Here is a 27,000-nt window from a genome sequence, read left to right as displayed (position 1 = left end):
TAGGAGCGAAGAATGTGTTATACCAAAAGTCACTAAGTACGTACTTAGTGACTTTTTTTCATCTACAGACAGCATGAACAGCAAAAAGCGGCACTTTTCTCGCTTTTCTGCATGAAAAAGCAATGGTATACTAAAAATCGCCCAAGAAAACGTAAGGGGAGTTAAAGTGAGTGATAAATGATGAGTTGGTTAGATAAATTTTTTAGTGTATTTTTAGGAGAAGAAAAGAAAGAAGAAAAAGCTGCAAGACCTGAAGAAGATCTAGCTGCACCAAAGCAGCCAGCTTTTGAACCGCATAAAGAATATAAAAAAATCGAAGATACGAAAGTGTATTATGAATATCCAAAAGGGAACTTTCGCTTTCCGCTCGTTCCAGATGAACCTCAGCGCGATGGAGTGAAGCCGGAGAGAAGACGCGCCAAACCAAGCCAGTCAAAGACCAGACAGACAACCTATCAGCCTAAACAAACGCTTCAGCCTGATATGAATAAAAAGCCATTCAAGCCAGAGCAAATTCCATCACCGATCTATGGCTATCATCAGGATATGCGTCCAAAACGGGCAGATGCAAAAGAAGAAACAGCTTCAGTTCAAAGGAAAGCAGCAGAAGAAACGGCGCAGCGTGTCACACTGTTATCAGAAGAGGCAGAGCGTGAACGGAATGTCAGACAGCAAATGAACATCCCGTCAATACAGAAAGAAAAACGTATCGAGGAAATGGTTTCAGCGTCAGCAAAAGAGAGAGCAGATAAGGATCCAGCAGTAACCCCGCATACATTGCAAGAGGAACTCGCTTATCAAGATCATGTTCAATCGACGATGGAACGTTTAACTGACGAGCCTTTCATCGAGCCAGAAGATCATCATGAAGCTGATTTACATAAGCAGCAAGCCGAAGTCTATCAGAAGCAGCCGGTAGAGTCTGAGCCGAAACAGACTGTTTCCAGTGATGAAGAAGAAATAAAGGACGAGCCTGTCCATCAGTTTGAAGAGCATACTGAGGAAATAGAGATGTTGACCTTCGAAACACCGGAACCTTCGCAGCCAGCGATTGAAATGGAAGTAGACATTCCAGCAGAAGAAGCGGCGTTAACAGAAAACATTTCAGCAGAACCGGTGGAAGAAGTAGAAGCTGATCCAATAGAAAACAAACAAGAAGAAGCGCCAGCGGCAGCATTTGAAGAAGCTGAGCCAGTCCAACATGACCTGCAGGAAGTACAGCTGGTTCAAGAAGCTGAAATTGAAGAAGATCAAGCGATGCCAGTAGAACAAGTAAGAGAGGAACAAACTGCATCTGAACCGGCAGAAACGGTTATAGAGCAGACAGAGCAGCAAGAACAAACGCAGGAAGTCAAGAAAGAAGAACCAAAACAGACATCTCCGCAGCCACAACGCACAAGCGGGCAAACCTCTACGGTTCCGTTTAATGTCATGATGTTAAAAAGCGACCAGCGCGTGCAAGGGCAAAAGAAAGCAGCCGATACACAAGGGTATGTTTTTCCAAGTCTCGCCCTATTAGATGTACCGCCAGCTCAAAAAGAAGAGGACGGGACATGGGTGAAAGAGCGGGCAGAGCTGCTTAATGCGACACTTAAAAATTTCAATGTAAGAGCAAGTGTGGTTCATGTCACACAGGGCCCTTCTGTGACAAGGTTTGAAGTACATCCAGAACCAGGTGTCAAAGTGAACAAAATCACGAACCTGTCAGATGATATTAAACTTAGTTTGTCCGCAAAGGATATTCGAATTGAAGCCCCGATTCCAGGAAAGAACACAATCGGGATCGAAGTGCCAAACCTGCACAGTAAAATGGTGTTCTTAAGAGAAATGATCAGAAGCAGTGCGTTTAGAGACAATCCATCTCCTTTAACAGCGGCACTCGGATTAGATATTTCAGGCCAGCCTGTCGTGGTTGATCTGCAAAAAATGCCCCATGGCTTAATTGCCGGAGCCACTGGTTCAGGAAAAAGCGTCTGCATTAATACGATTTTAGTGAGCTTAATGTTTAAAGCATCACCAGATGAAGTGAAAATGCTCTTAATTGACCCTAAAATGGTTGAATTAGCGCCGTATAATCACATTCCGCATCTTGTGAGTCCCGTCATTACCGATGCTAAGACAGCAACAGCTGCTCTGAAATGGGTAGTGGATGAAATGGAAAGACGCTATGAACTATTTGCACACTCTGGCGTGAGAGAAATTAAACGATTCAATGAGCTTGTGAAAGAAAAACAAATGGGTGAAAAACTGCCTTATCTCGTCGTGGTGATTGATGAGCTGGCTGATTTAATGATGGTCGCACCAAATGAAGTCGAAGAAAGCATCTGCCGAATTGCACAGAAAGCAAGAGCATGCGGCATTCACTTATTGATTGCGACACAAAGACCTTCTGTTGATGTTATTACAGGTCTCATTAAAGCCAATATCCCAACAAGAATTGCGTTTTCTGTTTCAAGTCAGGTGGATTCAAGAACGATCATTGACATGGCAGGTGCAGAAAAGCTTCTCGGAAAAGGAGACATGCTCTTCTTAGAAAATGGCTCCGGCAAGCCGACAAGGCTGCAAGGGAACTTTGTATCAGACCGTGAGATTGATCAAGTGGTGGCACATGTGAGAAAGCAGCGTAAGCCCGTGTTCCTTTTTGAACAGGAGGAACTCATGCTGCAAGGCTCTGCGATTACAGACGAAGATGAATTGTTTATGGATGCCTGCCGTTTTGCCATCGAGCAGAATAGCGCTAGTACATCAAGTTTGCAGCGAAGATTTAGAATTGGCTACAATCGTGCAGCCAGGTTGATTGACATGATGGAACGCGAGGGCATGATTTCTGGTGCGAAAGGCAGTAAGCCAAGAGAAGTACTCATGACATTGAGTGACTTAGAACAGTTGATCTAAACAAACCACTTCATTTTTCTCGTAAACATGGTATGATAGCACATAGGTGCAATTTTGTAATTGGACGCTTTTCGCATGTCTGCCAGAACGCTTTTTTATGTAAAATAAGCGGAAACAGGTGTTAGAAATGGGAAAGTTGTCGGATACTAATCATAGTTAATATTGATTAGAATAGGAAGATCGGAAAAAATCTTTATTTGGAGCTGCGATCTGTGATCAGCTAGAGGCAAAAATCACAAGTTGCAAATTGAAATGAGCGTCATATACTGTAAGTCAGATAGACGTTTGTTGGAGGTACAATTATGACTGTTTATCATTTTGTTGGAATAAAAGGGACAGGTATGAGTCCACTGGCCCAAATTCTTCATGATACTGGGTATACTGTCCAAGGATCGGATATCGAAAAACATATCTTTACACAAAAAGCATTAGAAGAACGAAATATTAAAATTCTACCATTTGACCCAGATAATATTCAGCCAGGGATGACGGTCATCGCAGGAAATGCATTCCCTGATACACACCCTGAGATTGAACGTGCCCTTTCTGAAGGGATTCCTGTCATTCGCTACCATAAATTCCTTGGAGAATACATGGATTCATTCACAAACGTTGCGATTACTGGTGCTCATGGAAAAACATCGACAACAGGACTGCTTGCTCACGTCATGCAGGCAGCCAAACCTACTTCGTACTTAATCGGTGATGGATCTGGAATGGGGAAAGAAAACAGCGAGTATTTTGTATTTGAAGCATGCGAATACCGCAGACACTTCCTCAGCTATCATCCAGACTATGCGATCATGACCAATATTGATTTTGATCACCCTGATTATTTCTCGGATATTGATGACGTGTTTGATGCATTTCAAAACATGGCGCTTCAAGTGAAAAAAGCCATTATTGCCTGCGGTGATGATGAGCATCTGCCAAAGATTCAAGCGAAGGTACCTGTTGTGTACTACGGTTTCAACGAAGAAAATGATTTCCAAGCACGCAATGTTGTGAAAAATACGGAAGGTACCACATTTGATGTATTTGTACGCAATACGTTTTATGATACCTTCTACATTCCTGCCTACGGAAATCATAATGTCCTCAACTCGTTAGCTGTCATTGCATTATGTCACTATGAGTCCATTGATGTAGAACTTATCAAAGGCGCATTAACGACATTTGGCGGTGTGAAACGACGCTTTAATGAAAAAGTAGTCGGTGAGCAGGTCTTAATTGACGATTATGCACATCATCCAACTGAAATTGAAGTCACGATTGAAGCAGCTCGCCAAAAATATCCGGACCGTGATATTGTGGCTGTCTTCCAGCCGCATACGTTCACACGTACACAGCAATTCTTAAGTGAATTTGCTGACAGTCTAAAGAAAGCCGACTATGTCTACCTTTGTGATATTTTCGGTTCAGCCCGTGAAAACATTGGGAAGCTGAGCATTGAAGATTTACGAGAAAAAATCCCGCAGGCCCAATTAATTGAGGAAGAAGATACATCTGTGCTGAAAACGCACGAAGATGCAATTCTGATCTTTATGGGAGCAGGAGACATTCAGAAGTATTTGCGTGCTTATGAAAAAGTCGCTGTATAAATGCTTTAAAAAAGTGCCGTTTCACACGGCACTTTTTTTATTTTGAATAAAATGTGACAAAAGGGCTAAATGTGTCAACATGCGGCGCTTTTTTTCGTTCGCTGTGGACAGGAATTAGCGAATAAGTGTAGAATTATTATTCAATCGGTCATTCTAGGCGATGTTTGAATGATACAACGAGAGGGTAATGAATTGAATATGCCCGCAGCAAAGGAGGTATCAGATGATTATTATTCTATATCTAAGCGTTGCACTGATCGCAATTGCTTTCCTCATTCTTGTCATCTATTTGTCCAAAACATTAAAATCCTTACAGCTGACATTAAAGAATGTTGCATCAACTTTAGAAGGTCTTGAAGGTCAGATGCAAGGCATCACCACAGAGACAGCACAGTTGCTACATAAGACGAATCAGCTTGCTGAAGATATTCAAGACAAATCAGCAAAACTTAACACAGTTGTGGATGCGGTGCAGGGAATTGGCGGCTCGATCAACCAATTTAATACAAGCATAAAGCAGGCAGCTGGTGCGGTTTCTTCATCCGTTGAAAGAAATCAAGAAAAAGTGACGGATGTGGTAAGCTGGAGTAACGCAGCACTTGAAATTTATAAAAAATGGAAACAGCGTAAATATCAAAAATAAACCATATTCGCATAGGAGGAATAATCATGAGCAAAGACGGAATCAATAGCAAAGACTTTTTGATCGGAACACTTATTGGTGGAATTGTTGGTGCAACAACAGCATTATTTTTAGCACCGAAGTCAGGGAAAGAGCTTCGCGATGATTTGAACACCCAAGCGAATGCGTTAAAAGAAAAAACAGACCGGCTCACAACAGATGCAAAAGAAAGAGGCACTGAATATGTGACGATTGCGAAAGATAAAACGTCTGAATTGTCTCAGCTTGTAGCAGAGCAGTCAAACCAGATTTTAGACAAAGTGAAAGACATAAAAGAGCGAGCAGCTGGAAAAGCTAATAAAGTGAAAAGTGAAGCAGAAGATGCGGCAGCGGATTTGGCAAGCGAAGCATCTGATGTAGCAGATGAAGCAAAAGTACGAGCACAAGAAGCGAAATCAGAAATTGAAGACGGCATCAAGGATGTCAAAGAAAAAGTAGAACAATCGACTAAAGGCTAACGCTCACTGCTAAGAAGTGAAGAAGGAGAACATCATGTCAAAACAACTCATTGAAACAGAAGAACAGTTTGATCAACTAACGAATCAAGATGGGACCTTTGTCTTTTTTAAGCACAGTTTGACATGTCCAATCAGCCAAGCGGCTTTTCAAGAGTTTGAAGCATTTGCGTCTGCACATGAAGACGTACCTGCGTATTTCTTACAAATTCAAAACACGAGAGAGCTTTCATCCTATGTGACGGAAAAGTCTGGAGTAAAGCATGAAAGTCCGCAGGCACTCATCTTTAGCGGTGGAAAAGTAAAATGGCATGCTTCTCACTCAAGCATTACAAAAGAAGCGCTTGAACATAATCTGTAAAAGAAAGAAACGTCAGCAGCGGCTGACGTTTTTTTTATAAAAAAGGTTTACTTGAACAAAAAGTATGCTATAATCTTACATACAATACTTTACCACTTAAAAGCGTTTGGGTAATAAAGAAAATTTTCGTGACAATTCCGAAATCTTTGTTTATAATAAACCCTATCATGCAAGAATGAAAAAATAAAAAGCGAGAGCAGGCAGAGGAAAGGATGACAAAAATGAGCAACAATGAATTAGAAAAATTGAGGCAGCAAGCAGATGAACTAAATCTTCAAATCTTAAAACTGATCAATGACAGAGGAAACATTGTCAAAGAAATTGGAAAAGCGAAAGAAGCGCAAGGTGTCAACCGTTATGATCCTGTCAGAGAGCGCACAATGCTGAACCAAATTCTTGAAGAAAATGATGGGCCATTTGAAAATTCAACGATTCAACATATTTTCAAAGAGATTTTCAAAGCAGGTCTAGAGCTTCAAGAAGATGACCACAGCAAAGCACTTCTTGTTTCTCGTAAGAAAAAACCAGAAAACACAATCGTGAATATCAATGGGGAAGCGATCGGTGATGGAAAGCAGCGTTTCATCGTTGGACCATGTGCCGTTGAAAGCTACGAGCAAGTCGCAGAAGTAGCGGCAGCAGCGAAACAGCAGGGATTAAAACTACTTCGCGGTGGCGCATTTAAACCTCGCACAAGTCCATATGATTTCCAAGGACTTGGTGTAGATGGTCTAAAGATTCTAAAGCGTGTAGCGGATGAATACGGTCTTGCTGTCATTAGTGAAATTGTCAATCCTGCTCATATTGAAGAAGCGATTGAGCATATCGATGTCATCCAAATTGGGGCACGTAACATGCAAAACTTCGAGCTATTAAAAGAAGCCGGTTCCGTGAATAAACCAGTTCTTTTAAAACGCGGTCTTGCAGCGACCATCTCAGAATTCATCAATGCAGCTGAATACATCATCGCCCAAGGAAATGATCAAATCATCCTTTGCGAGCGCGGTATCCGCACATACGAAACAGCGACAAGAAATACACTAGATATCTCGGCAGTGCCAATCTTGAAACAAGAGACACATTTACCAGTCTTCGTTGATGTGACGCATTCAACTGGACGTAGAGATCTTCTCCTTCCAACAGCAAAAGCAGCTCTTGCGATTGGAGCAGACGGTGTCATGGCAGAAGTACATCCAGATCCATCTGTTGCTCTATCTGATTCAGCGCAGCAAATGGACATTCCACAATTCGAAAAATGGTTAGATGCGTTAAGACCACTTGTCAACATTCACGCGTAATCATAGATAGAAATAGCCGCCGGATGACTGCCCGGCGGTTTTTTTATGGAAAAAATACCATGAGGTTTGGGAATGAAAGGAAGAAAGCACATTGCAAGCCCAAAAAGTGCTTGTTCACAATGTTTTCATTTTTAAAATTCGATAGAATCTGCTAAGATCATTGTCATAGCTGGCGTTCTCGATGCTTTTTTATGAAATATGATTCAAATTACAGGTAACAAGCTGATTAAAGTTTGTTTAATTTAGTTATAAAAAGAAAGGGAACGTTTTCATATGACAAAAAAACGTGTATAATTTCATAAAAGAATGTCATTTTGATGTAGATTGAAAAATTATGTGTCTCTTTTCATCGTTTTAATGACAAATAGGATATTATTTTCCTCGTATCTGACATGTCTCTATCTAATTGGTGAATGCTATAGATATGAAGTGTATTTGAAGGAGTGATTTATGTGAATAATGTTACAATATATGATGTAGCAAGAGAAGCAAATGTAAGTATGGCAACGGTATCACGCGTAGTAAATGGTAATCCAAACGTAAAACCAACAACAAGAAAAAAGGTGCTTGAAGCGATTGATCGCCTTGGCTATCGTCCAAATGCAGTGGCACGAGGCCTTGCAAGTAAAAAAACAACGACAGTTGGGGTCATCATCCCTGATATTTCTAGTATCTTCTATTCAGAATTAGCACGCGGTATTGAAGATATCGCCACGATGTATAAATACAACATCATTTTAAGCAACTCAGATCAAAATACGGATAAAGAGCTTCATTTGTTAAATACGATGCTGGGCAAACAAGTAGACGGAATTGTCTTTATGGGCGGAAACATCACAGATGTGCATGTGGAAGAATTTAAGCGCTCTCCTGTACCGATTGTGCTTGCAGCATCTGTTGAAGAACAGGCTCAAACACCATCCGTCAACATCAACTATGAGCAGGCCATTTATGACTCAGTTCAGCTGTTAGTTGAAAAAGGACATAAACGAATTGCGTTTGTTTCTGGTCCAATGTCAGAACCAATTAATTCCGTGAGAAAGCTTGCAGGTTATAAGCGAGCACTTGAAGAAGCGGGCATAGCGTTTGACGATACGCTCGTCGCTGAAGGCGATTACTCGTATGATTCTGGAATTGAATCACTTGCTCATCTGCTTGAGCAGTCTGACAAGCCGACAGCTGTTATCGCAGCTACAGATGAAATGGCTCTAGGTGTCATTCATGGAGCACAAGACAGAGGGGTATCTATTCCTGAAGACTTAGAAGTGATTGGCTTTGATAACACAAGACTTTCTCTCATGGTGCGTCCTCAGCTGACAACAGTTGTACAGCCGACATATGATATTGGTGCTGTTGCGATGAGATTGCTCACAAAGCTGATGAACAAAGAACAAGTGGACGATCAAATTGTTGAGCTTCCGCACAGAATTGAAGAAAGACAATCAACAAAATAAAACAAAAAAAGCAGGCTTACCTCATGAGGGAAAGCCTGCTTTTCTTATGCCTTTTTCTTTTCTCTTCTAACAGGCATGAGTGCTTTTTCTACTGTTTGAGCATTTTTTTCTGTGATTTCTGCTTTTCTTGGGATCGGTGGATATATATCGTCAGGATCTTTCCATGTAGGTGGAAGGGTAACAGGCGATTGCTTATTCCATGCCTGAATCCAGTCCTGAGGGAGCTCATTTGGCGGTGTAATGCCTTTCATCTCAAGCCAAATGCGGCTCCACGCTCTTGGAACGACGCGCCAAATATCATATCCCCCTCCGCCAACAGCGATCCACTTGCCGTCACAATATTGATGCGCAAGCTCATGAGCAAGTCTAGGAATTTCTTCATATATTTTCATGGTGGCAGATAAATGAGTTAACGGGTCATAGTAGTGTGCATCTGCCCCGTTTTGCGTCAAAATCACATCTGGTTTAAAAAAAGCAGCAATCTCAGTCACTGCTGTTCGGTATGCTTCGAGAAACGATTCATCTTCCGTAAATGCATCTAGTGGAATATTATAAGCATAGCCATAGCCTTTATCGTGGCCTCTTTCCTGTACTTGTCCGGTTCCAGGGAATAAGTAGCGTCCCGTTTCATGAATGGACACCGTACATACCTCTGGGTCGTCATAGAAGCTGAACTGGACACCATCGCCATGATGAGCATCCGTATCAATATATAAAATTCTAGCGCCATATGTCTTTTGAATATATTGAATCGCCACAGAGCTGTCATTATAAATACAAAAGCCAGATGCACGCCCTTTGAATCCGTGGTGAAGCCCGCCGCCAAGATTGAGGGCATGCTGCGAATGACCGAGCATCACTTGGTCAACCGCTGTTAATGTTCCGCCAACAAGGAGAGATGCCGCCTCATGCATGCCTGCGAACATCGGTGTATCTTCAGTGCCAAGACCGTATCGTTCACCCTCTGCCGTAGACAGCTTTCCTTCACTTGCCCGCTGCACAGCCTGGATATAATCTGCTGTATGGACGAGCTTTAATTCCTCCAGAGTAGCCATACGCGGTGCAACGATTTCATCCTCTGTTAACGCCTTCATTTTTTGAAGTAGATCATAAGTTAAGTAGACACGAAGCTGATTGAAGGGATGATCTTGGTTAAATTGGTACGTTTGAAAAGATGGTGAAAAAACAAAGGTCGCTTCCTTCATTTGATCGTCTGCTCCATAGGCCAGAGCACTTTATAGCCTTTTGCGCGAATCAGCTTCGTCACATGATCTGCATGAATGGTTTGAAGGCGGAATACGAGCACTTTAGATGCCTCATTGGCATGCGGGTACACGAGCACACTCAGCATTTGAATATGCTGCTCCTTTAAAATGGCTGTAATATCTGCGAGGCTTTCTGTCATCTGCTCCACTTCAACCTCTAAGTGCGACCCAGGCTGATCTGCACCTGTCAGTCTTACAAACGTACGAAGCAGATCTGTTTTTGTGATAATGCCTACAAGCTTGCCGCGTCTCACCACTGGAAGACAGCCAATTCCGTGCTCAAAAAAGACACTTGATATCTCCTCAACGAAATCAAGCGGGTGAGCAGTGATCGTCTCTAATACCATGATCTCTTCTACTGGCCGCTGAATGAAAAGCTTCCTTTTCTCTGTTTCAAAAATACTTGGACTGGCATTTTTAATATCCCGATCTGTCACCATCCCAATGACAGACCCTTGATCAGATACGATCGGGATATGCCGGATGTGGTGTGCACTCATTTTTTGAATGGCTTCTTCAATCGTATCGGTTTTTCGCAGCGTGATCACATCACGCTCCATAATTTGTTCAATCATCATTGTTTACCAATCCCCTTTGCCAAAAAAACGAATTGAACGTTAATACATAAAGCGCTGATGGAAGCGAAGACGATCGAAACGCTCGATCGAATCAGGACTCACATGTTTCCCAATTCTGGCCATTAAACAATTGGCTGGATGTGAGCTGATTTCTGGCTCGTCTGTTGCAAACCAGACAAGACCGCCTGCGTTCATCATTTTCTCCATCATTTTGCGGTACTCCCAAACGTTTTTCTTTGTCCCCTTTAAATCCCAATGCCAGTAATATTCAGTTGTAATGATGATGTAATTCTCCATTTGTTCATCCATCATGCTCACATCAAGCAAATGCTTGCCAAGTGAGCATCCTCTAAATGGAGGAGCGACCTCAATCGCGCCAAGCTCAATTAAATTGTCCATTTTGCCCTCTGACCAACGCTCAAGTGGATCAGGATACAAATACGTGACATAGCCTACGACAAGATCATTCGCTCTTGCAATGATAATACGTCCTTCTGGAAGATCTGCTATTTCAACAAGTGCTTGTTTCTGTTCCTCAGGCGTGCGAAATGCCGTTAGTCCTTCATGAAACGTATAGTTCGCAAGCTCTGATGCAGGTACCGGTCCTTCAACCAGGATGGAACCTGTTTCTCGCTCAATGGTTTTTGAATAATAAGTTTTAGGATGCTCCACGTATCCACCGCCCCTAATTCTAGTGAGTCGTCTCTATTCTATCTCAAAACTTGCAATAATTAAAACGGTTTCATCAGAAGTTTTTTAAAAATTGAGAAAAAAAGTCATCTATACTATAATGGTCATTGTAAACGTATGCAAAGGGGGACTGTTTGATGAAATTGGAAACGCTACCATCAGTAAAAGGGGATTATCATTTAAATGATTATGAGCAGGCATACAAAGATTTTTCATGGGAGGAAGCTAGAAAAAACTTCTCTTGGTATGAAACAGGAAAAATAAATGCAGCCTATGAAGCGATTGACAGACATGCGGACTCGTTTCGTCAGAACAAGGTGGCGCTTCACTACAAAGATTCACAGCGGGATGAAAAGTATACGTTCAGGGATATGAAAATCAACACAAACAAAGCGGGGAATCTATTCAGAGAAAAGGCACATGTAGAAAAAGGGGATCGCGTGTTTATCTTTATGCCAAGATCACCTGAGCTCTATTTTCTTTTGCTTGGTGCAGTTAAAATTGGAGCGATCGTTGGCCCATTATTTGAGGCATTTATGGAAGGTGCCGTCAAAGACCGTTTAGAAAATAGTGAGGCAAAGGTGATCGTGACAACACCAGATTTGCTTGAGCGAATTCCATTTGCAGAGCTTCCGAAGCTTGAATCTGTCATCATTGTCGGCGGTGAAAACGAAGACGTCGATGGCGTGCGGACAATTCACTATGAAAAGGCGTTTGAGGAGGCAGCAAAGGAGCTTGAGATTGAATGGATGGATGAAAAAGACGGCTTCCTGCTTCATTACACATCAGGATCTACTGGTACGCCAAAAGGTGTACTTCATGTCCATGGTGCAATGGTCCAGCAAGGTCAGACTGGTAAATGGGTGCTTGACTTGAAAGAAGATGACGTTTACTGGTGTACAGCTGATCCAGGCTGGGTTACAGGCACAGTGTACGGTATTTTTTCACCGTGGTTAAATGGGGCGACGAATGTGATTTTAGGCGGCCGGTTTAATCCTGATACGTGGTATGAAACCATTGAATCACTCGGTGTAACCGTTTGGTACAGTGCCCCGACCGCCTTTAGAATGCTCATGGGGGCAGGGGATGATCTCATTCAAAAATATGACCTCAGCTCGCTCCGCCATGTCTTAAGTGTGGGAGAGCCGCTTAATCCAGAAGTCATCCGCTGGGGAGATGCTGTTTTTGGCAAGAGAATTCACGACACTTGGTGGATGACAGAAACGGGTGCACAGCTGATTTGTAATTATCCATGCATGGACATCAAGCCAGGCTCGATGGGAAAACCGATTCCAGGCGTAGAAGCGGCAATTGTCGATAATGCAGGAAATGAACTTCCGCCATACCGGATGGGCAACCTTGCGATTAAAAAAGGCTGGCCTTCTATGATGCATACGATCTGGAACAATCCTGAAAAATATGAATCTTACTTTATGCCGGGAGATTGGTATGTTTCAGGAGATTCAGCTTATATGGACGAAGACGGATACTTTTGGTTCCAGGGACGTGTCGATGATGTCATCATGACGTCAGGAGAGCGGGTCGGTCCATTTGAGGTGGAAAGTAAACTGGTCGAACATCCAGCTATTGCGGAGGCTGGTGTCATTGGAAAGCCAGATCCGGTCCGCGGTGAAATTATTAAAGCATTTATAGCGCTTAGAAGCGGATATGAGCCGACAGATGAGCTGAAAGAAGAGATTCGTACATTTGTGAAAAAAGGACTCGCAGCACATGCGGCACCGCGAGAAATTGAGTTTAAAGACAAACTGCCGAAAACGAGAAGCGGAAAAATTATGAGACGTGTGCTAAAGGCGTGGGAGCTGAATTTACCTGCTGGCGACCTTTCGACAATGGAAGATTAAATTTTTTCATCAGTTGACTTGATATCAAAAGTGTGTTAAAAATGACATTAGTTGAATATGAAAAGGTTTTGACTGAGATTCAGTAGAATGATCTTTCCCTGTTGAAGAGAGCTGACGGCTGGTGCGAGTCAGTACAAAGAGATATTCGAATTACCCTCACGAACCGCTTTTACGAAAAGGAGCATGCCCTGATTAGTGAAAGAACGGATCTGTCCGTTATCAGTGTAAGTGAAAAGACGAGATTTTTTGTCTTTTAAGCAGGGTGGTACCGCGATATATATCGTCCCTTCGTTCATTCGAAGGGGCGTTTTTTTGTTGAATTGTAAAAAAAGGAGATTTGGAAATGAGTCAATTGATGGAAGAGCTATCGTTCAGAGGATTAATCCAGCAGCAAACAGATGAAGAAGGTTTAACAAAATTATTAGCAGAAGAAAAAATCAAACTATACTCCGGCTTTGATCCGACAGCTGACAGCTTACACATTGGTCATCTATTGCCAATTTTAACATTACGCAGATTCCAAGAAGCAGGTCATCATCCGATTGCTCTTGTTGGCGGCGCAACTGGACTAATCGGCGACCCTAGCTTCAAAAAAGCGGAACGTTCACTAAATCCAGCAGAAATCGTCGAACAGTGGTCAGAAAAAATCAAAGGACAGCTGTCTCAATTTCTTGATTTTGAAGCAGACGAGAATCCAGCCGTCATCGTGAATAACTACGACTGGATCAGCCAAATGAATGTCATCACGTTCCTTCGTGATATTGGAAAGAACTTCGGTGTAAACTTCATGCTGGCAAAAGATATCGTGAGCTCACGTATCGAAACAGGGATTTCTTACACAGAATTCAGCTACGTCATCCTGCAGTCTTTAGACTTCTTAAACCTTTACAGAAATGAAAATTGTAAGCTGCAAATTGGCGGAAGTGACCAGTGGGGAAATATCACATCTGGACTTGAGCTGATCCGTAAGTCTGAAGCAGAAGGGGCAAAAGCATTTGGTCTGACGATGCCGCTTGTCACAAAAGCAGACGGCACAAAGTTTGGTAAAACAGAAGGCGGCGCCATCTGGTTAGATAAAGAAAAAACGTCTCCATATGAGTTCTACCAATTCTGGATCAACACAGATGACCGTGATGTCGTGAAATATTTAAAATACTTTACGTTCTTATCAAAAGAAGAGATCGCATCGTACGAAGAAAAAGTACAAACAGCACCTGAAAAGCGTGAAGCGCAGCGCCGTCTAGCAGAGGAAGTGACAACACTTGTACATGGCCGTGAATCACTAGAACAGGCTGTTAACATCTCAAATGCGCTATTCAAAGGTGAGATCAAATCTCTTACAGCTGAAGAAGTGAAAGTAGGCTTTAAGGATGTTCCATCAATGGAGAAAAGCAGCACAGAAGAATTAACACTAGTCGATATCCTTGTGGAATCAAAGCTGTCTCCATCAAAGCGTCAAGCACGTGAAGATATTACAAATGGTGCTGTCTCCATCAACGGAGAGAGACAAACAGATAAAGATTATGTTCTTTCCGCTGACGACCGAATTGAAAACCAATTTACCGTTTTAAGAAGAGGGAAAAAGAAATACTTCCTCGTGACGTATAAATAAAGTATGAAACAGTAAGCATCATGGAAAAGCACCTCAAATGTTCGTATACATTGAGGTGTTTTTCTTTTTTATGTAGAAGCAGCTCATGCGTCTGCTTCTTGTTCAAGGAGTGAATCTTTGTTTGTATAAGCATGTTCTACCTTACAAATTCGGGTTGTATAGGATTCATACCAATCTTTTTTCCCCTTTTTTTGAACACGCTCATGTGCAGTATGTGCTTTCCATTCTTTGATGGATTCTAATGAATCCCAGTAAGAGACAGTGATTCCAACACCATGTTCATCTCGTACACTTTCCATTCCAAGAAACCCATCTAGATCTTTCGCTAATTCTTCCATTTTTTGAGCAGCAGCAGCGTATTCTTTCTGCTCGACATTTGTTCGTTTTGATGTGAAAATCGCGGCGTAGTAGGGTGGTGCAGGTGTTTGAGTGAATAGCATCTAGTAGAACCTTCTTAGTCTATTGATATTATATATGAAAGAAAGAAGGTCTCGTAGTCTTTTTGTTTTAATTTAAAAAAGTCCAAGGTGCTTTTTGATTATTTATATTTTTGTAAAATCATCTCATAAACATTACCTTGTTCACTTTTCTGACATATTTTTCTTGTATAAAATAGAGTCGTATAAGATGAATAAGGGGGAATGAAAGTGATGTTTGTTAAGAAAAGGAGTTTGCAAATTCTCATTGCGCTTGCATTGGTGATTGGTTCAATGGCGTTTATCCAGCCGAAAGAGGCGAAGGCGGCTGAGCATAATCCGGTTGTGATGGTGCACGGCATTGGCGGTGCCTCTTATAACTTTTTTTCTATTAAAAGTTATTTGGCCACACAAGGCTGGGATCGAAACCAATTATATGCTATTGATTTCATAGACAAAACAGGAAATAACCGCAACAATGGTCCGCGTCTATCGAGATTCGTCAAAGATGTGTTAGACAAAACGGGTGCCAAAAAAGTAGATATTGTGGCTCATAGTATGGGTGGAGCGAACACGCTATACTATATCAAGAATCTAGATGGCGGCGATAAAATTGAGAACGTTGTCACAATTGGTGGAGCAAACGGACTCGTTTCAAGCAGAGCATTACCAGGCACAGATCCAAATCAAAAAATTCTTTACACATCCGTCTATAGCTCAGCAGATCTTATTGTCGTCAACAGCCTCTCTCGTTTAATTGGCGCAAGAAACATCCTGATCCATGGCGTTGGTCATATCGGTCTATTAACCTCAAGCCAAGTGAAAGGGTATATTAAAGAAGGACTGAACGGCGGAGGACAAAATACGAATTAAAAAACGAAAAAAGACAGCGGCATATGCTGTCTTTTTTGATGTCAGCTGGCATATGGCAGCTAGAGATATTGAAAAGGGTGGCAAAACGATGATACACAAACAGACCATCGTACATAGCTGAATAAAAACATGTACAAAACGTTCACCATTCCTTACACTACATGTAGTGAATGTGAATATTCGGAGGTGGGCGTTTGTGAAAACGAATCAAAAGGCTTTGATCATTGTCGATGTACAAAAAGCGTTCGAGCATGAAAAATGGGGAGAACGCAATAACCTAGAGGCAGAGGAGAATATTAGCCGGCTATTAACGTTTTGGAGAGAGAAAGGTTGGAAAGTGATTCATGTTCAGCATACATCCGACAATCCGGACTCTGTATTTCATCCAGCAAATGAAGGGCACCTTTTCAAAGATATGGCTAAACCGCTAGAGGAAGAAATGGTGATACAAAAGAAAGTCAACAGCAGCTTTATTGGTACTAACTTAGAGGAACATCTAAGATCAAACCAGATTGACACGGTCGTGATCGCAGGATTAACAACCCCTCACTGCGTATCAACGACCACAAGAATGAGCGGAAATCTTGGCTTTGATACGTATCTGATCTCAGATGCAACAGCCGCCTTTGGACTAATAGATCAAAATGGTACATATTTTGACCCAGAAACGATCCACCGGCTCTCACTTGCAACCCTGCATGATGAATTTGCGACTGTCATGACAACAGAGCAGCTCATCGCAAAATGGACAAGTCCAGAATGAACGTTTGAAAGCTCCTAGGAAGAGATCTAGGAGCTTTTTTTATGCTAAGTATATGTGTCCAGCGATTGTTTTCGTTGTTTCTTACGTGAGTAAACGAGATCAATCTCAATAAATAAAAAACTGACAAAGAATGATAAAATCAATACGCCGGAATCCTCTATCGATACATTCATTAAGTTTAAGTAAAGGACATACTTGATAGAGAGATGTAAAACGATCCAAGAACTCACCCATTCCAAAGCATAAGTGAGCCATATAGGAAGTTTAAGGAGATAAGCCAGTCCTTTTCCTATGAATAGAAGGACAGGTGACCAAAAAACGACGATAACACTCACGAACAAAGAGAAAGAGATCAAAGAAAAAAACGAATCATACGTGATGGTTTCTCCAAAAAGAAAATTCACGCCTAAAACAGTGATGTATAGCAATACACTTGGAACCGCGATCACAAAGCAGATAGAAAAAAAGAGCAGAAAGATAAACAGACTTGCAGCAAATCTATTGGGCGGCTCATCGATAATCTGTTTTTTTCTTAGAAGAGAATAGGCAATCACTGATAAGGTTAAAAGTAAGAATAGAATAATCGTGATACTATACATGGAACTCCTCCATCTAAGTACTATAGAAGACCATACGACTGATGTGTCATCTATCATGATTGTACCAATAGAAAAAAGGCACTTCAATGAAATGTTTCCTATATTTGTATATAAAAACAGAGACAGGTTTGATTGAAGTAAGAATGGAGCAGGCAGCCGGGGAAAATAAGTGTTGAAAATGGAAGATGACTTCAAATGATTTCATGTATAATTGAGAACATACAAAAAACCCTAGAAATCCTTGAACAATCAAGGGATCTAGGGTTTGTTTGCTCTCTCTTAGAGAAGTAAAGAAATTAACGAGAGTAGAACTCAACGATTAGTTGTTCGCTGATTTCAGGCGCTAATTCAGAACGCTCTGGAAGACGAGTGAAAGTTCCTTCAAGCTTTTCAGCATCGAAAGAAAGGTATTCAGGAACGAAGTTGTTTACTTCAACTGATTCTTTCACTACTGCAAGGTTTTGAGATTTCTCACGAAGAGCAATCGTTTGACCTGGTTTCACAGAGAAAGATGGGATGTCTACACGGCTTCCATCAACAAGGATGTGACCATGGTTTACTAGCTGACGAGCTTGGCGGCGAGTACGAGCAAGGCCAAGACGGTATACTAGGTTGTCAAGGCGAGTTTCAAGAAGGATCATGAAGTTTTCACCTTGTTTACCAGGAAGTTTAGCAGCTTTGTCATATAGTGTACGGAATTGACGTTCGTTGACACCGTACATGTGACGAAGCTTTTGCTTCTCTTGTAATTGTAAACCGTATTCAGATAGTTTTTTGCGTTGTCCTGGACCATGTGGGCCTGGAGCGTAAGGGCGTTTTTCAAGTTCCTTACCTGTTCCGCTTAATGAAATGCCTAAACGGCGGGAAATCTTCCAACTTGGACCTGTATAGCGAGCCATAATGTGACTCCTCCTTATTGTTTTTATTTGTGAAAAATAAAAACCGTCTGTTCTTCCTCTTTTTCGTCATTATGTTTTCATGCATCCTCGCTCCAGCAGCAGGGAGTTACAAGATACACCTTCATAATATAGAAGGAACAAAATGATACAAAAAAGCCGAACAAAAAGGCTGCCATATTTCACACAAACTCTATTATATGACGCTGGGTAGGAGAAGTCAACCTATTTAGAGACAGAGGTGACGTTCTCCATTATATAAAGAAACATAAAAAAGCAGACAATGTGCCTGCTTTTTCTGCATGATTACGCATCCGTAGAGACGGATAACGCCTGTTGGAGAATTTCTGTAAATTGAATAAGGTAGGACTCATCTACTTCACTGAAGCGGTCTTTCACAGGGCTGTCAATATCGAGCACCCCAATGATCTGTCCATTGACCTTGAGCGGAATGACTATTTCAGATTGCGATGCTGCGTCACAGGCAATATGTCCAGGGAATGCATGGACATCAGCGATACGCTGCACTTCACCTGTCGCAAACGCTGTACCGCAAACGCCTTTTCCAGAAGGGATGCGCACACATGCAGGCAGTCCGTTAAATGGTCCAAGCACAAGCTCGCCGCCCTTTGCTAAATAAAACCCTGCCCAATTGACTTCAGGAAGTGAGTGATAGAGCAGCGCAGCTGCATTTGCCAAGTTGGCAATCAGATCAGGTTCACCATCTGTAATGGCTTCTACCTGTTTGACAAGCAAATGATAGTCTTTTGAAGGATCGCCAGACTGTTTTTCGACATGAAACATGAAAATCTCCTACTTTCTATCTTAAAAATACATAACTTGCGTCTCGCATGTGGGATTTGTCGAGCAATTGTAAAAGGAACTTCCGCCTTCATCTTGAAGTATGTACACATGAAGAGGGGTGAGCGGATGAAAACATCAACAACCGTGCAAACAAAAGACCGTATTATGGATGCTGCCATCAGACTTTTTAACCAAAAAGGATTTTCTGGAACCTCTGTCCGTGAGATTGCGAAGGAAGCAAACGTCAACGTTGCCCACATTTCTTATTACTTTCAAGGAAAAGGAGGGCTGCTTGAGCAGCTCGTATCCGATTTTTATGAAGGTTACATTCACATGATTGAATCACATCTCCATCACATGGAAACCCGTCATGCAAAAGAATGCTTACTACATGTGGTTTTTGATATTTTATCTTATCAGCACAAGCACCGTCAATTAACCCGTTTCGTTTATCGGGAGGTGACGATTGATTCGACACTCATCAGAGAAATCATGTCGACATATTTAACAAAAGAAAAGTATTTGTTTCAGCTCATCATTGAAAAAGGAAAAAGCACCCATGTTATTTGTGAGCAGCTTTCACTCGCATCCTTTATGATTCAGCTTAAATCACTTCTCATGATGCCATATTTACAGCCGCAATATTTAACAGAGGTGCTTTATTTGAACCCAAGTGAGCCGTATTTCTATCAAATGTACTTTAAGGAGCTGAGCCGCTCGCTTCATTATCTGTTAGAACCAAAAGAGCCGGCACTAGATTCTCATCTGAACCTCATGATGTCCTCGAATTGATCATACGCATATCCGAGATCTTCCGCTTGATGGGCATCAGAGCCGAATATGAGCGGAATTTTTTTCTTTTTTGCAAGGTCTATCATCCATTGATCTAAATAGATACTTCTGGCATATGTTTTACGAAGACCTGATGTATTAAAATCTAAGGACATGCCTTTTTTTGCCGTTTCTTCAAGGCAAAGGGTGACCTTTTGACAAAGTTCAGGTGACATTTCATATGGAAAAAGCTGTTTGAATTTCTGGACAAGGGTGATATGACCGATTCTCTTTGGCTTATATTGGCCTAAAGATGATAGAATAGAAGAATGAATTTGGTCATAGTAGCTTTGATAGACCTGTTCGATGCTGCCATAGATGCTTATTAGCTGCTGGAAGGCATGCTCGTCAAAATCAAGGCAAATATAATCATCGCCAGCAGGAAGAAAGTGAACAGATAAAATGGCGTCGTCTAGTTCCGGACCGTAGCAGTCTAAAAAGGTTCTTGTTTCCTCTTCATACTCTTTGATAAAGTCAACCTCAAGCCCAGTTTTTACTATTAATTGTCCTTTGTATTCTTGTTTCAGCTGAGCCAGTTTCGTTATATACGCTTCAAGGTCTTGGAGCTTCATGGCACTATCCTGCTCAGGTGTTGGATCTTGAAACGATGGAGGCAGCGGGGCATGCTCGGTAAAGGTTATGGAATCAAATCCCTTTTTAATGGCTTTTTCAATATAAGAATGAAAAGAATCAAGCGAACCGTGCGGGCAAAACGGTGTATGTAGATGTGCATCTTGTTTCAGCATGTCGTCACCTCTTGTCGATATTTTGAAAAACGTGATGTTTATCAGCGAAAATAATGAAAAATCATGACCAAAAATGCTGGTTACATGGTATCATAATAACAATGAAAACGACAGCTTCCGCATACATAAAAGCAGGTCACATTGATACGTGTGATCAAATGATAGAAAGCGCACAAATACTTTCTTGAAAAAACATACATAAAACCGTGAATGGATGGTATTGGAAAACATACGATCCTGCTTATAAAAAAACAAATGCAAAGCGGACACGAAAGGGTTCTCAGGTCTACTCGGGACACTTTTACCCTGACATCACTTAGATCACAACAAGGGGGCTCATTATGGAGTTAATCATCGGTTTAATTGTCATTTTGCTTGCTTTGTTTTCAGTCGGTTATTTTCTGCGAAAAAATATATATAAAGAGATTGACCGATTGGAAGCATGGAAAATTGAAATTTTAAACAGATCAATTGTAGAAGAAATTTCAAAGATCAAACATTTAAAAATGACCGGAGAAACAGAGCAATTTTTTGAAAGATGGCGTGCAGAGTGGGACGATATCGTCACAGCCCATCTTCCAAAGGTAGAGGAGCTATTATATGATGCAGAAGAGTATTCTGATAAATATCGATTCTCCAAAGCCAAGCAGGTTCTTACGCACATTGAGGACTTGCTGAGTGCTGCTGATTCGAACATTGAAGACATTTTAAAAGAGATTGCAGACCTTGTCACAAGCGAGGAGCAAAATCGCAAGGACATTGAAAAGGTCAAAGAACAATATCAAACAGTTCGAAAAAATCTGCTTGCGTACAGCCATTTATACGGCACCCTTTATGACAAAATGGAGCAGGACTTAGATGAAGCTTGGGAAGGGATCAAGCAGTACGAAGAAGAGACAGAAAACGGCAACTATATGAAAGCAAGAAAGATTTTGCTTGAGCAAGACCGCAGACTCGATCAGCTTCAGCTGTATATCAATGATGTACCGAAGCTCATTGCAGACTGCAAACAAACCGTACCAGGCCAGCTGACGAAGCTGAAAGACGGATATAAAGAAATGACAGACAAAGGCTACAAGCTCGAGCACATCCAGATCACTAAAGAGCTTGAGAACTTAAACAAACAGCTGACCCGTGCGGAAAAACTACTGATTGATGAACTCAATCTGGAAGAAGCATCAAGCATTTTGCAAATGATTGATGATGCCATTCAGACGCTGTATGATCAGCTGGAAGCGGAAGTAGAAGCAGGTCAGGAAATCAAAAGTAAAATGCCTGAGCTGACGGAAGCATTTGAAAAGCTCGAGCAGGATCACACCCAAACAAAGGCAGAAACAGCTCTTGTAAAAGAAAGCTACAAGCTGACAGCCGGAGAGCTTGATCAACAGAAGGCGTTCGAAAAACGCTTAGAAGAAATTGAAAAGCTCATGAAACAAATTCGCGAGAAGCTTGATCGTGACCATGTCGCATATTCATTATTAATGAATGAAATCAATCAGCTTGAGACCTTTATCGATGATGCAAAAGCATTGCATGATACATTTAAGGATCATCTTCAATCATTAAGAAAAGAAGAGCTGCAAGCGAGAGAAACACTGGCTGAGCTCAAAACGATGCTGACAGATACAGTGCGTCAGCTGCAAAAAAGCAATATTCCAGGTATACCTGCTGATATGAAAGAGCAGGCTGAAAAAGCGCAGGAGATGATTCAGCAAGTGCACGAGCAGCTGGAGAACCTGCCGCTCAACATGCCAGCTGTGAATGGGCAATTAAAAGAAGCCTCCGACACAGTGAGACATGTTGTGAATGAGACGGAAGAAATGCTCACTAAAGTGGATCAAATTGAACGAATCATTCAATATGGCAATCGTTTTAGAAGCCAAAATCATATTCTTTCAGAACAACTAAAAGAGGCAGAGCGAAGATTTTATGCGTACGATTATAATGGTTCATTTGATGTAGCAGCAGCAGCTGTTGAAAAAGCATCACCTGGAGCCGTTCAGAAGCTATTAGCTCAGCACGAAAAAGAATATCAGCATCAATAAAAAAGCTGAAGTCCATTGATAGGACTTCAGCTTTTTTTGTATTATGATGCCTGTTTCTGGCGTTCTTCTGAAGCAGAAGAAGTGAAAAGTGAGATCACGAACCCAATGGCGACCCCAAGTATCGCAGGGACAAGCCAGCCAATGCCAAGGTCATAAAAAGGCAGCACTGTTTGGAAAATGTCTTTTACTGGACCGATTGGAAGCTTTGCTGCTGCTAAGCCGTCAAATAAGCTGACGCACCCTGTTAAAATTAACGAGAGGACATACACAGGTCTTCTATGTCCAAGCCATTTATCAGCAAGTGATAGAACGATGATCACAATCGCCAGCGGATAAATCGCTGTTAAGACTGGAACAGAGAAAGCAACAATATGAGCAAGTCCAAAGTTAGAAATGATGAAACTAAATAATGTAACAAGTGTCACGACCATTTTATAAGAAAGTTTAGGAAGTAACTTTGAGAAATACTCTCCGCATGATGTGACAAGACCGATACTTGTTGTTAAACAAGCGACTGTGATGGCAGCACCTAACACAATATTTCCTAGACTTCCGAAAAGGAACTGAGAAGACTGAGCCAAGATTTTGCTCCCATCTCCAACGAATCCAATGGCATGTGTACTAGAAGCGCCTAGATACGCAAGTGACAGGTAAACGAAGGTTAATCCAGCAGCTGCAATCAAACCCGCTTTGATACAAGCAGAAGCCAGTGCCTTTTTACTTGTCACACCGCGCCCTTTAATCGCGTTGATGACAACAATTCCAAATACAATAGAAGCAAGAGCATCCATCGTTTTATAGCCCTCTAAAAATCCTTTGAAAAACGATCCGTTGCTATAAGATACATCTGGTGTACCAATGACGCCCATCGGTGTCAAAATGGCTTTAACAATGATAATAAAAATGATCGTAAATTTAATCGGTGTTAATATTTTCCCTACACGATCCACGATTTTCGTTGGATTTAAAGCAAGGTAATAAGTAATACCGAAAAAGGCGAGTGTAAATAAAAGAAGGGACAGCCAAGCTGGTACACTTGATAAAAATGGTAATGCCCCAATCTCATACGAAACTGTTCCTGTACGCGGAATAGCGAAAAGCGGTCCAATGGATAAATATAAAATGACGGTGAATGCTGTTCCAAACACTGGGTGAGCCTTATCTGCAAGTCCTTTTGCATCACGCCCTGTTAAAGCAATTGCAATAATCCCGAGTAGAGGTAAACCGACACCTGTTAATAAAAATCCGCCCATTGCTTTCCATACATTTGTTCCGGCATATTGCCCAAGCTCTGGTGGATAAATCATATTTCCGGCGCCGAAGAATAAAGCAAATAACATAAAACCTATAATAATCGTATCTTTCGTCGACAATGTTGCCTTCATTGAATATAAAGCCTCCAATATTATGTTGAAATATTCTGTTAATTAGCTGCTAAAACGGTTCTTCATTAACATTCACTAATTATAAAGGATGTACGCCTGATGTCAACATGTGTTTTCATACAAAAGTCATGAATTTTTCTATTTTAGTATATGAAGAACATAAAAAAACATCCCTTTCTCTTATGGAAAGGGATGTTTTTAGTTTTGATGCTTGATTAAGCAGGCTGTTTAGGTGGACTCGTAAATAAAGAAATAAGAAGACCGATAATGGCTCCAAGTACGGCAGGGATAGCCCAGCCTATCCCAAGTTTGTATAAAGGAACAGTAGCTTCTAAAATTTTATTTAATCCGCCAAGAGGAATCTTCGCTGCCACTAAGCCGTCGATTACGGCAAAGATACCTGTAAAAATGAGTGAAGCGATATAAATGATTCGTCTTCCGTTGATCCAGCGATCGAGAAAAGATAAGAGAATGATCACGATGGCTAACGGATAAATCGCAACAAGAACTGGAACAGAGAGCGAAATAATTTGCGCTAGTCCAAGGTTTGCTACAACTGTACTGAATAAAGATACAACTAAAACTACTGTGCGATAAGAAAAGCGTGGAAATAGCGAAGAAAAATATTCCCCACAGGATGAAACAAGTCCAATACTTGTGGTCAAACATGCAAATAAAATCGCAGCCCCTAGCACAATATTACCAGCAGAACCAAATAAAAAGTTCGCCGCAAGCGAAAGGAGTTTTCCGCCTTCATTTGCCCCGACCATACCTGTTGCCTCAGGACTTGACGCTCCGACATAAGCGAGTGATATGTACACAAGAGCTAGTCCAGCAGCTGCGACAAGCCCTGCTTTAATACAGGCTGCGGCAATCGATTTTCGTTCTGTCATACCACGCTCTTTCACAGCCGTGACAACGACAATTCCGAAAACGATTGAAGCAAGAGCATCCATCGTTTTGTAGCCTTCTAAAAAGCCGGTAAACAGCGGGCTTCCTTCATAGGTTGGATGCGGACTGCCAATTCCACCCATTGGTGTCGCGATCGCTTTGATCACAATTAAAGCAATGACAGCGAGTAAAATTGGTGTTAAAATTTTACCGATTCGGTCAACAAGCTTCGATGGATTTAAAGCAAGAGCATAGGTAATGCCGAAAAAAGCAATCGAAAACAAGAATAATGGAATCCATGATTCAGACTGCGCTTCAGACAGAAACGGCGCCAGCCCAATTTCATAAGAAACCGTTCCAGTACGAGGGATCGCAAAGAAAGGCCCAATGGATAAATATAAAATGACGGTGAAAATGGTACCGAATGTAGGATGAGCTTTGTCAGCAAGCCCTTTTGCACCAGTTCCTGTCAGGGCAACGGCGATGACACCTAAGAGCGGAAGTCCAACTCCTGTCAGTAAAAATCCACCGATCGCAAGCCATACGTTTTCACCTGCGTACTGTCCAAGTACAGGAGGGAATATCATATTGCCTGCGCCGAAAAAGAGTGCAAACAACATTAAGCCGATGGCTAATGTGTCTGTTTGACTTAACTTATTATTCATAAGGTTATCCCCCTATTATTTTATTTTTCCGCCATGTTTAAATATTCTGTCAATTTAGGAAAAAATATGACAATGGCACTATGCATGATATAGTGAATTGATGAGGTTGTCAATATACCGCTTTATATTGAAATAAAAGGGAATTCGGATCATATTAGTTAAACGCAAGAGGATAAGGAGTTTCGCCATGATGTATCTTGATAATAGTGCAACCACAAAACCGTACCCTGAGGTTTTACAAGTATATCAGCAAGTGAGTGAACGTTATTTTGGAAATCCATCTTCGCTTCATCAGCTCGGAATTGATGCAAGCCGGCTGTTAAATGAAACGAGAAAACAAATGCTTCACTACACGGGCTTGAAACAATATGAGATTATTTTTACTTCTGGTGCAACAGAAGCGAATAACATTGCCATTAAAGGGGCAGCACTTGCCAAAATGAACCGGGGCAAGCATATTGTGACCACAGCAATTGAGCATCCTTCTGTTATTGAATCGTTTGAACAGCTGAAGGCGTTATTTGGCTTTGACATCTCCTATATTCAAGTAAATGAGCATGGCCATGCAGATATGACTCATTTAAAAGAAGTGCTTCGCCCTGATACAGTGCTTGTCAGCATGATGCACGTCAATAACGAAACCGGTGCCATCCAGCCGATTGAAGAGGCTGCTGGCATCATTCGTGAGCATGCCGAAAACGCACTTTTTCATGTCGACGGGGTGCAGGGAATGTGCAAGGTAGCACTCAATAAACAGCTGGATGTAGACCTTTTGACGATGTCAGGCCATAAAATTCATGGTTTAAAAGGCACTGGAGCACTCTTTTTAAAGAAAGATGTCACTCTCGCCCCTTTCATTACTGGGGGAGAGCAGGAATTAGGACTTCGTTCAGGTACTGAAAACCCTGCTGGAGCTGTCAGCTTAGCAAAAGCCATGAAACAATCATTTGAACAGCTTGACAAGTATCATAATGAGATGCTGAACTTAAAAACGCAGCTGCAAAAACAGCTTGGAGAGGTAGAAGGTATTGTGATGAATACACCGAGGGCGCAAAGTGCGCCGCACATTGTGAATTTTTCAGTGCCGGGTATTCAAATTGAGGTCCTCCTCCATATGCTTGAAAAAGAAGGCATATATGTTTCTACAACCTCTGCCTGCTCAGCAAAGAAAAAAGAGCCAAGCCGTGTCCTGCTGGCAATGGGAAAACCAGAGGAAGTAGCCAAAAGCAGTATGAGAATCAGCTTGACGTATGGACAAGGACCAGAGCTAACGCCGCAAATCATCACATCGATCGCACAAAGTGTGAAAAAATTAAAAGGAATGAGATAACAG

24 protein-coding genes and 1 other annotated feature are annotated in these 27,000 nt (G+C 41.6%); of the genes, 14 read left to right on the top strand and 10 right to left on the bottom strand.

Annotated features, from left to right (window positions below):
* Positions 1-177 precede the first annotated feature (177 nt).
* The 7 genes from NSS80_RS14545 (at position 178) to ccpA (ending at position 8,746) form a co-directional block, all read left to right on the top strand.
* Positions 178-2,895 (top strand): DNA translocase FtsK, encoded by a 2,718-nt coding sequence (locus NSS80_RS14545; RefSeq protein ID WP_317221881.1) that lies wholly within the window; start codon positions 178-180, stop codon positions 2,893-2,895.
* Positions 2,896-3,197: 302 nt separating this feature from the next.
* A complete protein-coding gene (gene murC / locus NSS80_RS14540; RefSeq protein WP_025092288.1) occupies positions 3,198-4,496 on the top strand; it encodes a UDP-N-acetylmuramate--L-alanine ligase in 1,299 nt (432 codons plus the stop codon).
* A 223-nt stretch (positions 4,497-4,719) separates the two neighbouring features.
* Positions 4,720-5,139, top strand: a complete 420-nt coding sequence (locus NSS80_RS14535) for a DUF948 domain-containing protein (RefSeq protein ID WP_317221882.1) — start codon at positions 4,720-4,722, stop codon at positions 5,137-5,139.
* 26 nt (positions 5,140-5,165) lie between these two features.
* Positions 5,166-5,636, top strand: coding sequence for a YtxH domain-containing protein (locus NSS80_RS14530; protein WP_024426178.1), 471 nt, complete (start codon positions 5,166-5,168; stop codon positions 5,634-5,636).
* A 34-nt stretch (positions 5,637-5,670) separates the two neighbouring features.
* On the top strand, positions 5,671-5,994 hold the full coding sequence (ytxJ, locus tag NSS80_RS14525) for a bacillithiol system redox-active protein YtxJ (RefSeq protein ID WP_024426177.1): 324 nt from the start codon (positions 5,671-5,673) through the stop codon (positions 5,992-5,994).
* A 221-nt stretch (positions 5,995-6,215) separates the two neighbouring features.
* A complete protein-coding gene (locus NSS80_RS14520) occupies positions 6,216-7,292 on the top strand; it encodes a bifunctional 3-deoxy-7-phosphoheptulonate synthase/chorismate mutase (RefSeq protein ID WP_024426176.1) in 1,077 nt (358 codons plus the stop codon).
* Between the two features lie 452 nt (positions 7,293-7,744).
* Complete coding sequence (gene ccpA / locus NSS80_RS14515; protein WP_041114968.1) at positions 7,745-8,746, top strand: catabolite control protein A; 1,002 nt, start codon at positions 7,745-7,747, stop codon at positions 8,744-8,746.
* A gap of 44 nt (positions 8,747-8,790) precedes the next feature.
* Here ccpA and NSS80_RS14510 read toward each other — a convergent pair whose 3' ends face one another.
* From NSS80_RS14510 to NSS80_RS14500, 3 genes are read right to left on the bottom strand one after another with little or no spacing between them, the layout of a single operon-like run.
* The gene (locus NSS80_RS14510; protein WP_041114970.1) at positions 8,791-9,951 is read right to left on the bottom strand and encodes an acetoin utilization protein AcuC; all 1,161 of its coding nucleotides are present in this window, start codon (positions 9,949-9,951) and stop codon (positions 8,791-8,793) included.
* Positions 9,948-10,589 carry a CBS and ACT domain-containing protein gene (locus NSS80_RS14505; RefSeq protein WP_034279532.1) on the bottom strand — a complete coding sequence of 214 codons (642 nt, stop codon included), beginning with the start codon at positions 10,587-10,589 and terminating at the stop codon, positions 9,948-9,950. The genes NSS80_RS14510 and NSS80_RS14505 overlap by 4 nt, the downstream gene beginning before the upstream one ends.
* A 39-nt stretch (positions 10,590-10,628) precedes the next feature.
* Positions 10,629-11,261 (bottom strand): GNAT family N-acetyltransferase, encoded by a 633-nt coding sequence (locus NSS80_RS14500; RefSeq protein ID WP_041114972.1) that lies wholly within the window; start codon positions 11,259-11,261, stop codon positions 10,629-10,631.
* Between the two features lie 155 nt (positions 11,262-11,416).
* Here NSS80_RS14500 and acsA point away from each other — a divergent pair, with 155 nt between their 5' ends.
* Both acsA and tyrS read left to right on the top strand, forming a co-directional pair.
* On the top strand, positions 11,417-13,141 hold the full coding sequence (gene acsA, locus NSS80_RS14495; protein WP_025092287.1) for an acetate--CoA ligase: 1,725 nt from the start codon (positions 11,417-11,419) through the stop codon (positions 13,139-13,141).
* Between the two features lie 59 nt (positions 13,142-13,200).
* Positions 13,201-13,432 (top strand) — a binding site (T-box leader).
* Positions 13,433-13,484: 52 nt separating this feature from the next.
* Positions 13,485-14,753, top strand: a complete 1,269-nt coding sequence (gene tyrS / locus NSS80_RS14490) for a tyrosine--tRNA ligase (RefSeq protein ID WP_317221883.1) — start codon at positions 13,485-13,487, stop codon at positions 14,751-14,753.
* An 83-nt stretch (positions 14,754-14,836) separates the two neighbouring features.
* Here the strand turns inward: tyrS and NSS80_RS14485 are convergent, their stop codons facing one another.
* The gene (locus NSS80_RS14485) at positions 14,837-15,193 is read right to left on the bottom strand and encodes an antibiotic biosynthesis monooxygenase (RefSeq protein WP_317221884.1); all 357 of its coding nucleotides are present in this window, start codon (positions 15,191-15,193) and stop codon (positions 14,837-14,839) included.
* 207 nt (positions 15,194-15,400) lie between these two features.
* On the opposite strand from NSS80_RS14485, the gene NSS80_RS14480 reads away from it, so the two are divergent.
* Together NSS80_RS14480 and NSS80_RS14475 are read left to right on the top strand one after the other, a co-directional pair.
* Positions 15,401-16,042, top strand: a complete 642-nt coding sequence (locus NSS80_RS14480; protein ID WP_117603436.1) for a triacylglycerol lipase — start codon at positions 15,401-15,403, stop codon at positions 16,040-16,042.
* A gap of 196 nt (positions 16,043-16,238) precedes the next feature.
* Complete coding sequence (locus NSS80_RS14475; protein WP_317221885.1) at positions 16,239-16,805, top strand: cysteine hydrolase family protein; 567 nt, start codon at positions 16,239-16,241, stop codon at positions 16,803-16,805.
* 44 nt (positions 16,806-16,849) lie between these two features.
* Here the strand turns inward: NSS80_RS14475 and NSS80_RS14470 are convergent, their stop codons facing one another.
* From NSS80_RS14470 to NSS80_RS14460, 3 genes are all read right to left on the bottom strand, one after another.
* Positions 16,850-17,404, bottom strand: a complete 555-nt coding sequence (locus NSS80_RS14470) for a hypothetical protein (protein ID WP_251231948.1) — start codon at positions 17,402-17,404, stop codon at positions 16,850-16,852.
* Between the two features lie 296 nt (positions 17,405-17,700).
* On the bottom strand, positions 17,701-18,303 hold the full coding sequence (gene rpsD / locus NSS80_RS14465; RefSeq protein WP_024424838.1) for a 30S ribosomal protein S4: 603 nt from the start codon (positions 18,301-18,303) through the stop codon (positions 17,701-17,703).
* Positions 18,304-18,606: 303 nt separating this feature from the next.
* The gene (locus NSS80_RS14460) at positions 18,607-19,104 is read right to left on the bottom strand and encodes a GAF domain-containing protein (protein WP_041114981.1); all 498 of its coding nucleotides are present in this window, start codon (positions 19,102-19,104) and stop codon (positions 18,607-18,609) included.
* Positions 19,105-19,230: 126 nt separating this feature from the next.
* Between NSS80_RS14460 and refZ the strand changes: the two genes are divergently transcribed.
* Positions 19,231-19,896: a forespore capture DNA-binding protein RefZ gene (refZ, locus tag NSS80_RS14455; protein ID WP_024426169.1), complete on the top strand. Its 666-nt coding sequence runs from the start codon at positions 19,231-19,233 to the stop codon at positions 19,894-19,896.
* On the opposite strand, the gene hisJ is transcribed toward refZ, so the two are convergent.
* Positions 19,866-20,681: a histidinol-phosphatase HisJ gene (gene hisJ / locus NSS80_RS14450; protein WP_034279551.1), complete on the bottom strand. Its 816-nt coding sequence runs from the start codon at positions 20,679-20,681 to the stop codon at positions 19,866-19,868. The genes refZ and hisJ overlap by 31 nt on opposite strands.
* Positions 20,682-21,022: 341 nt before the next feature.
* Here hisJ and ezrA point away from each other — a divergent pair, with 341 nt between their 5' ends.
* Positions 21,023-22,726, top strand: coding sequence for a septation ring formation regulator EzrA (gene ezrA / locus NSS80_RS14445; protein ID WP_041114983.1), 1,704 nt, complete (start codon positions 21,023-21,025; stop codon positions 22,724-22,726).
* A 41-nt stretch (positions 22,727-22,767) separates the two neighbouring features.
* Here the strand turns inward: ezrA and brnQ (NSS80_RS14440) are convergent, their stop codons facing one another.
* Together brnQ (NSS80_RS14440) and brnQ (NSS80_RS14435) are read right to left on the bottom strand one after the other, a co-directional pair.
* On the bottom strand, positions 22,768-24,111 hold the full coding sequence (gene brnQ / locus NSS80_RS14440) for a branched-chain amino acid transport system II carrier protein (protein ID WP_041114984.1): 1,344 nt from the start codon (positions 24,109-24,111) through the stop codon (positions 22,768-22,770).
* 215 nt (positions 24,112-24,326) lie between these two features.
* Positions 24,327-25,667: a branched-chain amino acid transport system II carrier protein gene (gene brnQ, locus NSS80_RS14435; RefSeq protein ID WP_041114986.1), complete on the bottom strand. Its 1,341-nt coding sequence runs from the start codon at positions 25,665-25,667 to the stop codon at positions 24,327-24,329.
* Between the two features lie 187 nt (positions 25,668-25,854).
* Between brnQ (NSS80_RS14435) and NSS80_RS14430 the strand changes: the two genes are divergently transcribed.
* The gene (locus tag NSS80_RS14430; RefSeq protein WP_041114988.1) at positions 25,855-26,997 is read left to right on the top strand and encodes a cysteine desulfurase family protein; all 1,143 of its coding nucleotides are present in this window, start codon (positions 25,855-25,857) and stop codon (positions 26,995-26,997) included.
* Positions 26,998-27,000 lie beyond the last annotated feature (3 nt).

It is taken from the genome of Bacillus sp. FSL M8-0350, from assembly GCF_038593345.1.
In the GTDB taxonomy this organism is placed as follows: domain Bacteria; phylum Bacillota; class Bacilli; order Bacillales; family Bacillaceae; genus Bacillus; species Bacillus safensis.
The sequence above is the reverse complement of the archived record's forward strand: the minus strand, read 5'-3'. Positions and strand labels throughout refer to the sequence as shown.

Bases quoted from the DNA above. Each gene is read 5' to 3' on its own strand.
- NSS80_RS14545 (WP_317221881.1), top strand. From the start codon at position 178: ATGATGAGTTGGTTAGATAAATTTTTTAGTGTATTTTTAGGAGAAGAA.
- murC (WP_025092288.1), top strand. From the start codon at position 3,198: ATGACTGTTTATCATTTTGTTGGAATAAAAGGGACAGGTATGAGTCCA.
- NSS80_RS14535 (WP_317221882.1), top strand. From the start codon at position 4,720: ATGATTATTATTCTATATCTAAGCGTTGCACTGATCGCAATTGCTTTC.
- NSS80_RS14530 (WP_024426178.1), top strand. From the start codon at position 5,166: ATGAGCAAAGACGGAATCAATAGCAAAGACTTTTTGATCGGAACACTT.
- ytxJ (WP_024426177.1), top strand. From the start codon at position 5,671: ATGTCAAAACAACTCATTGAAACAGAAGAACAGTTTGATCAACTAACG.
- NSS80_RS14520 (WP_024426176.1), top strand. From the start codon at position 6,216: ATGAGCAACAATGAATTAGAAAAATTGAGGCAGCAAGCAGATGAACTA.
- NSS80_RS14510 (WP_041114970.1), bottom strand. From the start codon at position 9,951: ATGAAGGAAGCGACCTTTGTTTTTTCACCATCTTTTCAAACGTACCAA.
- NSS80_RS14505 (WP_034279532.1), bottom strand. From the start codon at position 10,589: ATGATGATTGAACAAATTATGGAGCGTGATGTGATCACGCTGCGAAAA.
- acsA (WP_025092287.1), top strand. From the start codon at position 11,417: ATGAAATTGGAAACGCTACCATCAGTAAAAGGGGATTATCATTTAAAT.
- tyrS (WP_317221883.1), top strand. From the start codon at position 13,485: ATGAGTCAATTGATGGAAGAGCTATCGTTCAGAGGATTAATCCAGCAG.
- NSS80_RS14485 (WP_317221884.1), bottom strand. From the start codon at position 15,193: ATGCTATTCACTCAAACACCTGCACCACCCTACTACGCCGCGATTTTC.
- NSS80_RS14470 (WP_251231948.1), bottom strand. From the start codon at position 17,404: ATGTATAGTATCACGATTATTCTATTCTTACTTTTAACCTTATCAGTG.
- rpsD (WP_024424838.1), bottom strand. From the start codon at position 18,303: ATGGCTCGCTATACAGGTCCAAGTTGGAAGATTTCCCGCCGTTTAGGC.
- NSS80_RS14460 (WP_041114981.1), bottom strand. From the start codon at position 19,104: ATGTTTCATGTCGAAAAACAGTCTGGCGATCCTTCAAAAGACTATCAT.
- refZ (WP_024426169.1), top strand. From the start codon at position 19,231: ATGAAAACATCAACAACCGTGCAAACAAAAGACCGTATTATGGATGCT.
- hisJ (WP_034279551.1), bottom strand. From the start codon at position 20,681: ATGCTGAAACAAGATGCACATCTACATACACCGTTTTGCCCGCACGGT.
- ezrA (WP_041114983.1), top strand. From the start codon at position 21,023: ATGGAGTTAATCATCGGTTTAATTGTCATTTTGCTTGCTTTGTTTTCA.
- brnQ (WP_041114984.1), bottom strand. From the start codon at position 24,111: ATGAAGGCAACATTGTCGACGAAAGATACGATTATTATAGGTTTTATG.
- brnQ (WP_041114986.1), bottom strand. From the start codon at position 25,667: ATGAATAATAAGTTAAGTCAAACAGACACATTAGCCATCGGCTTAATG.
- NSS80_RS14430 (WP_041114988.1), top strand. From the start codon at position 25,855: ATGATGTATCTTGATAATAGTGCAACCACAAAACCGTACCCTGAGGTT.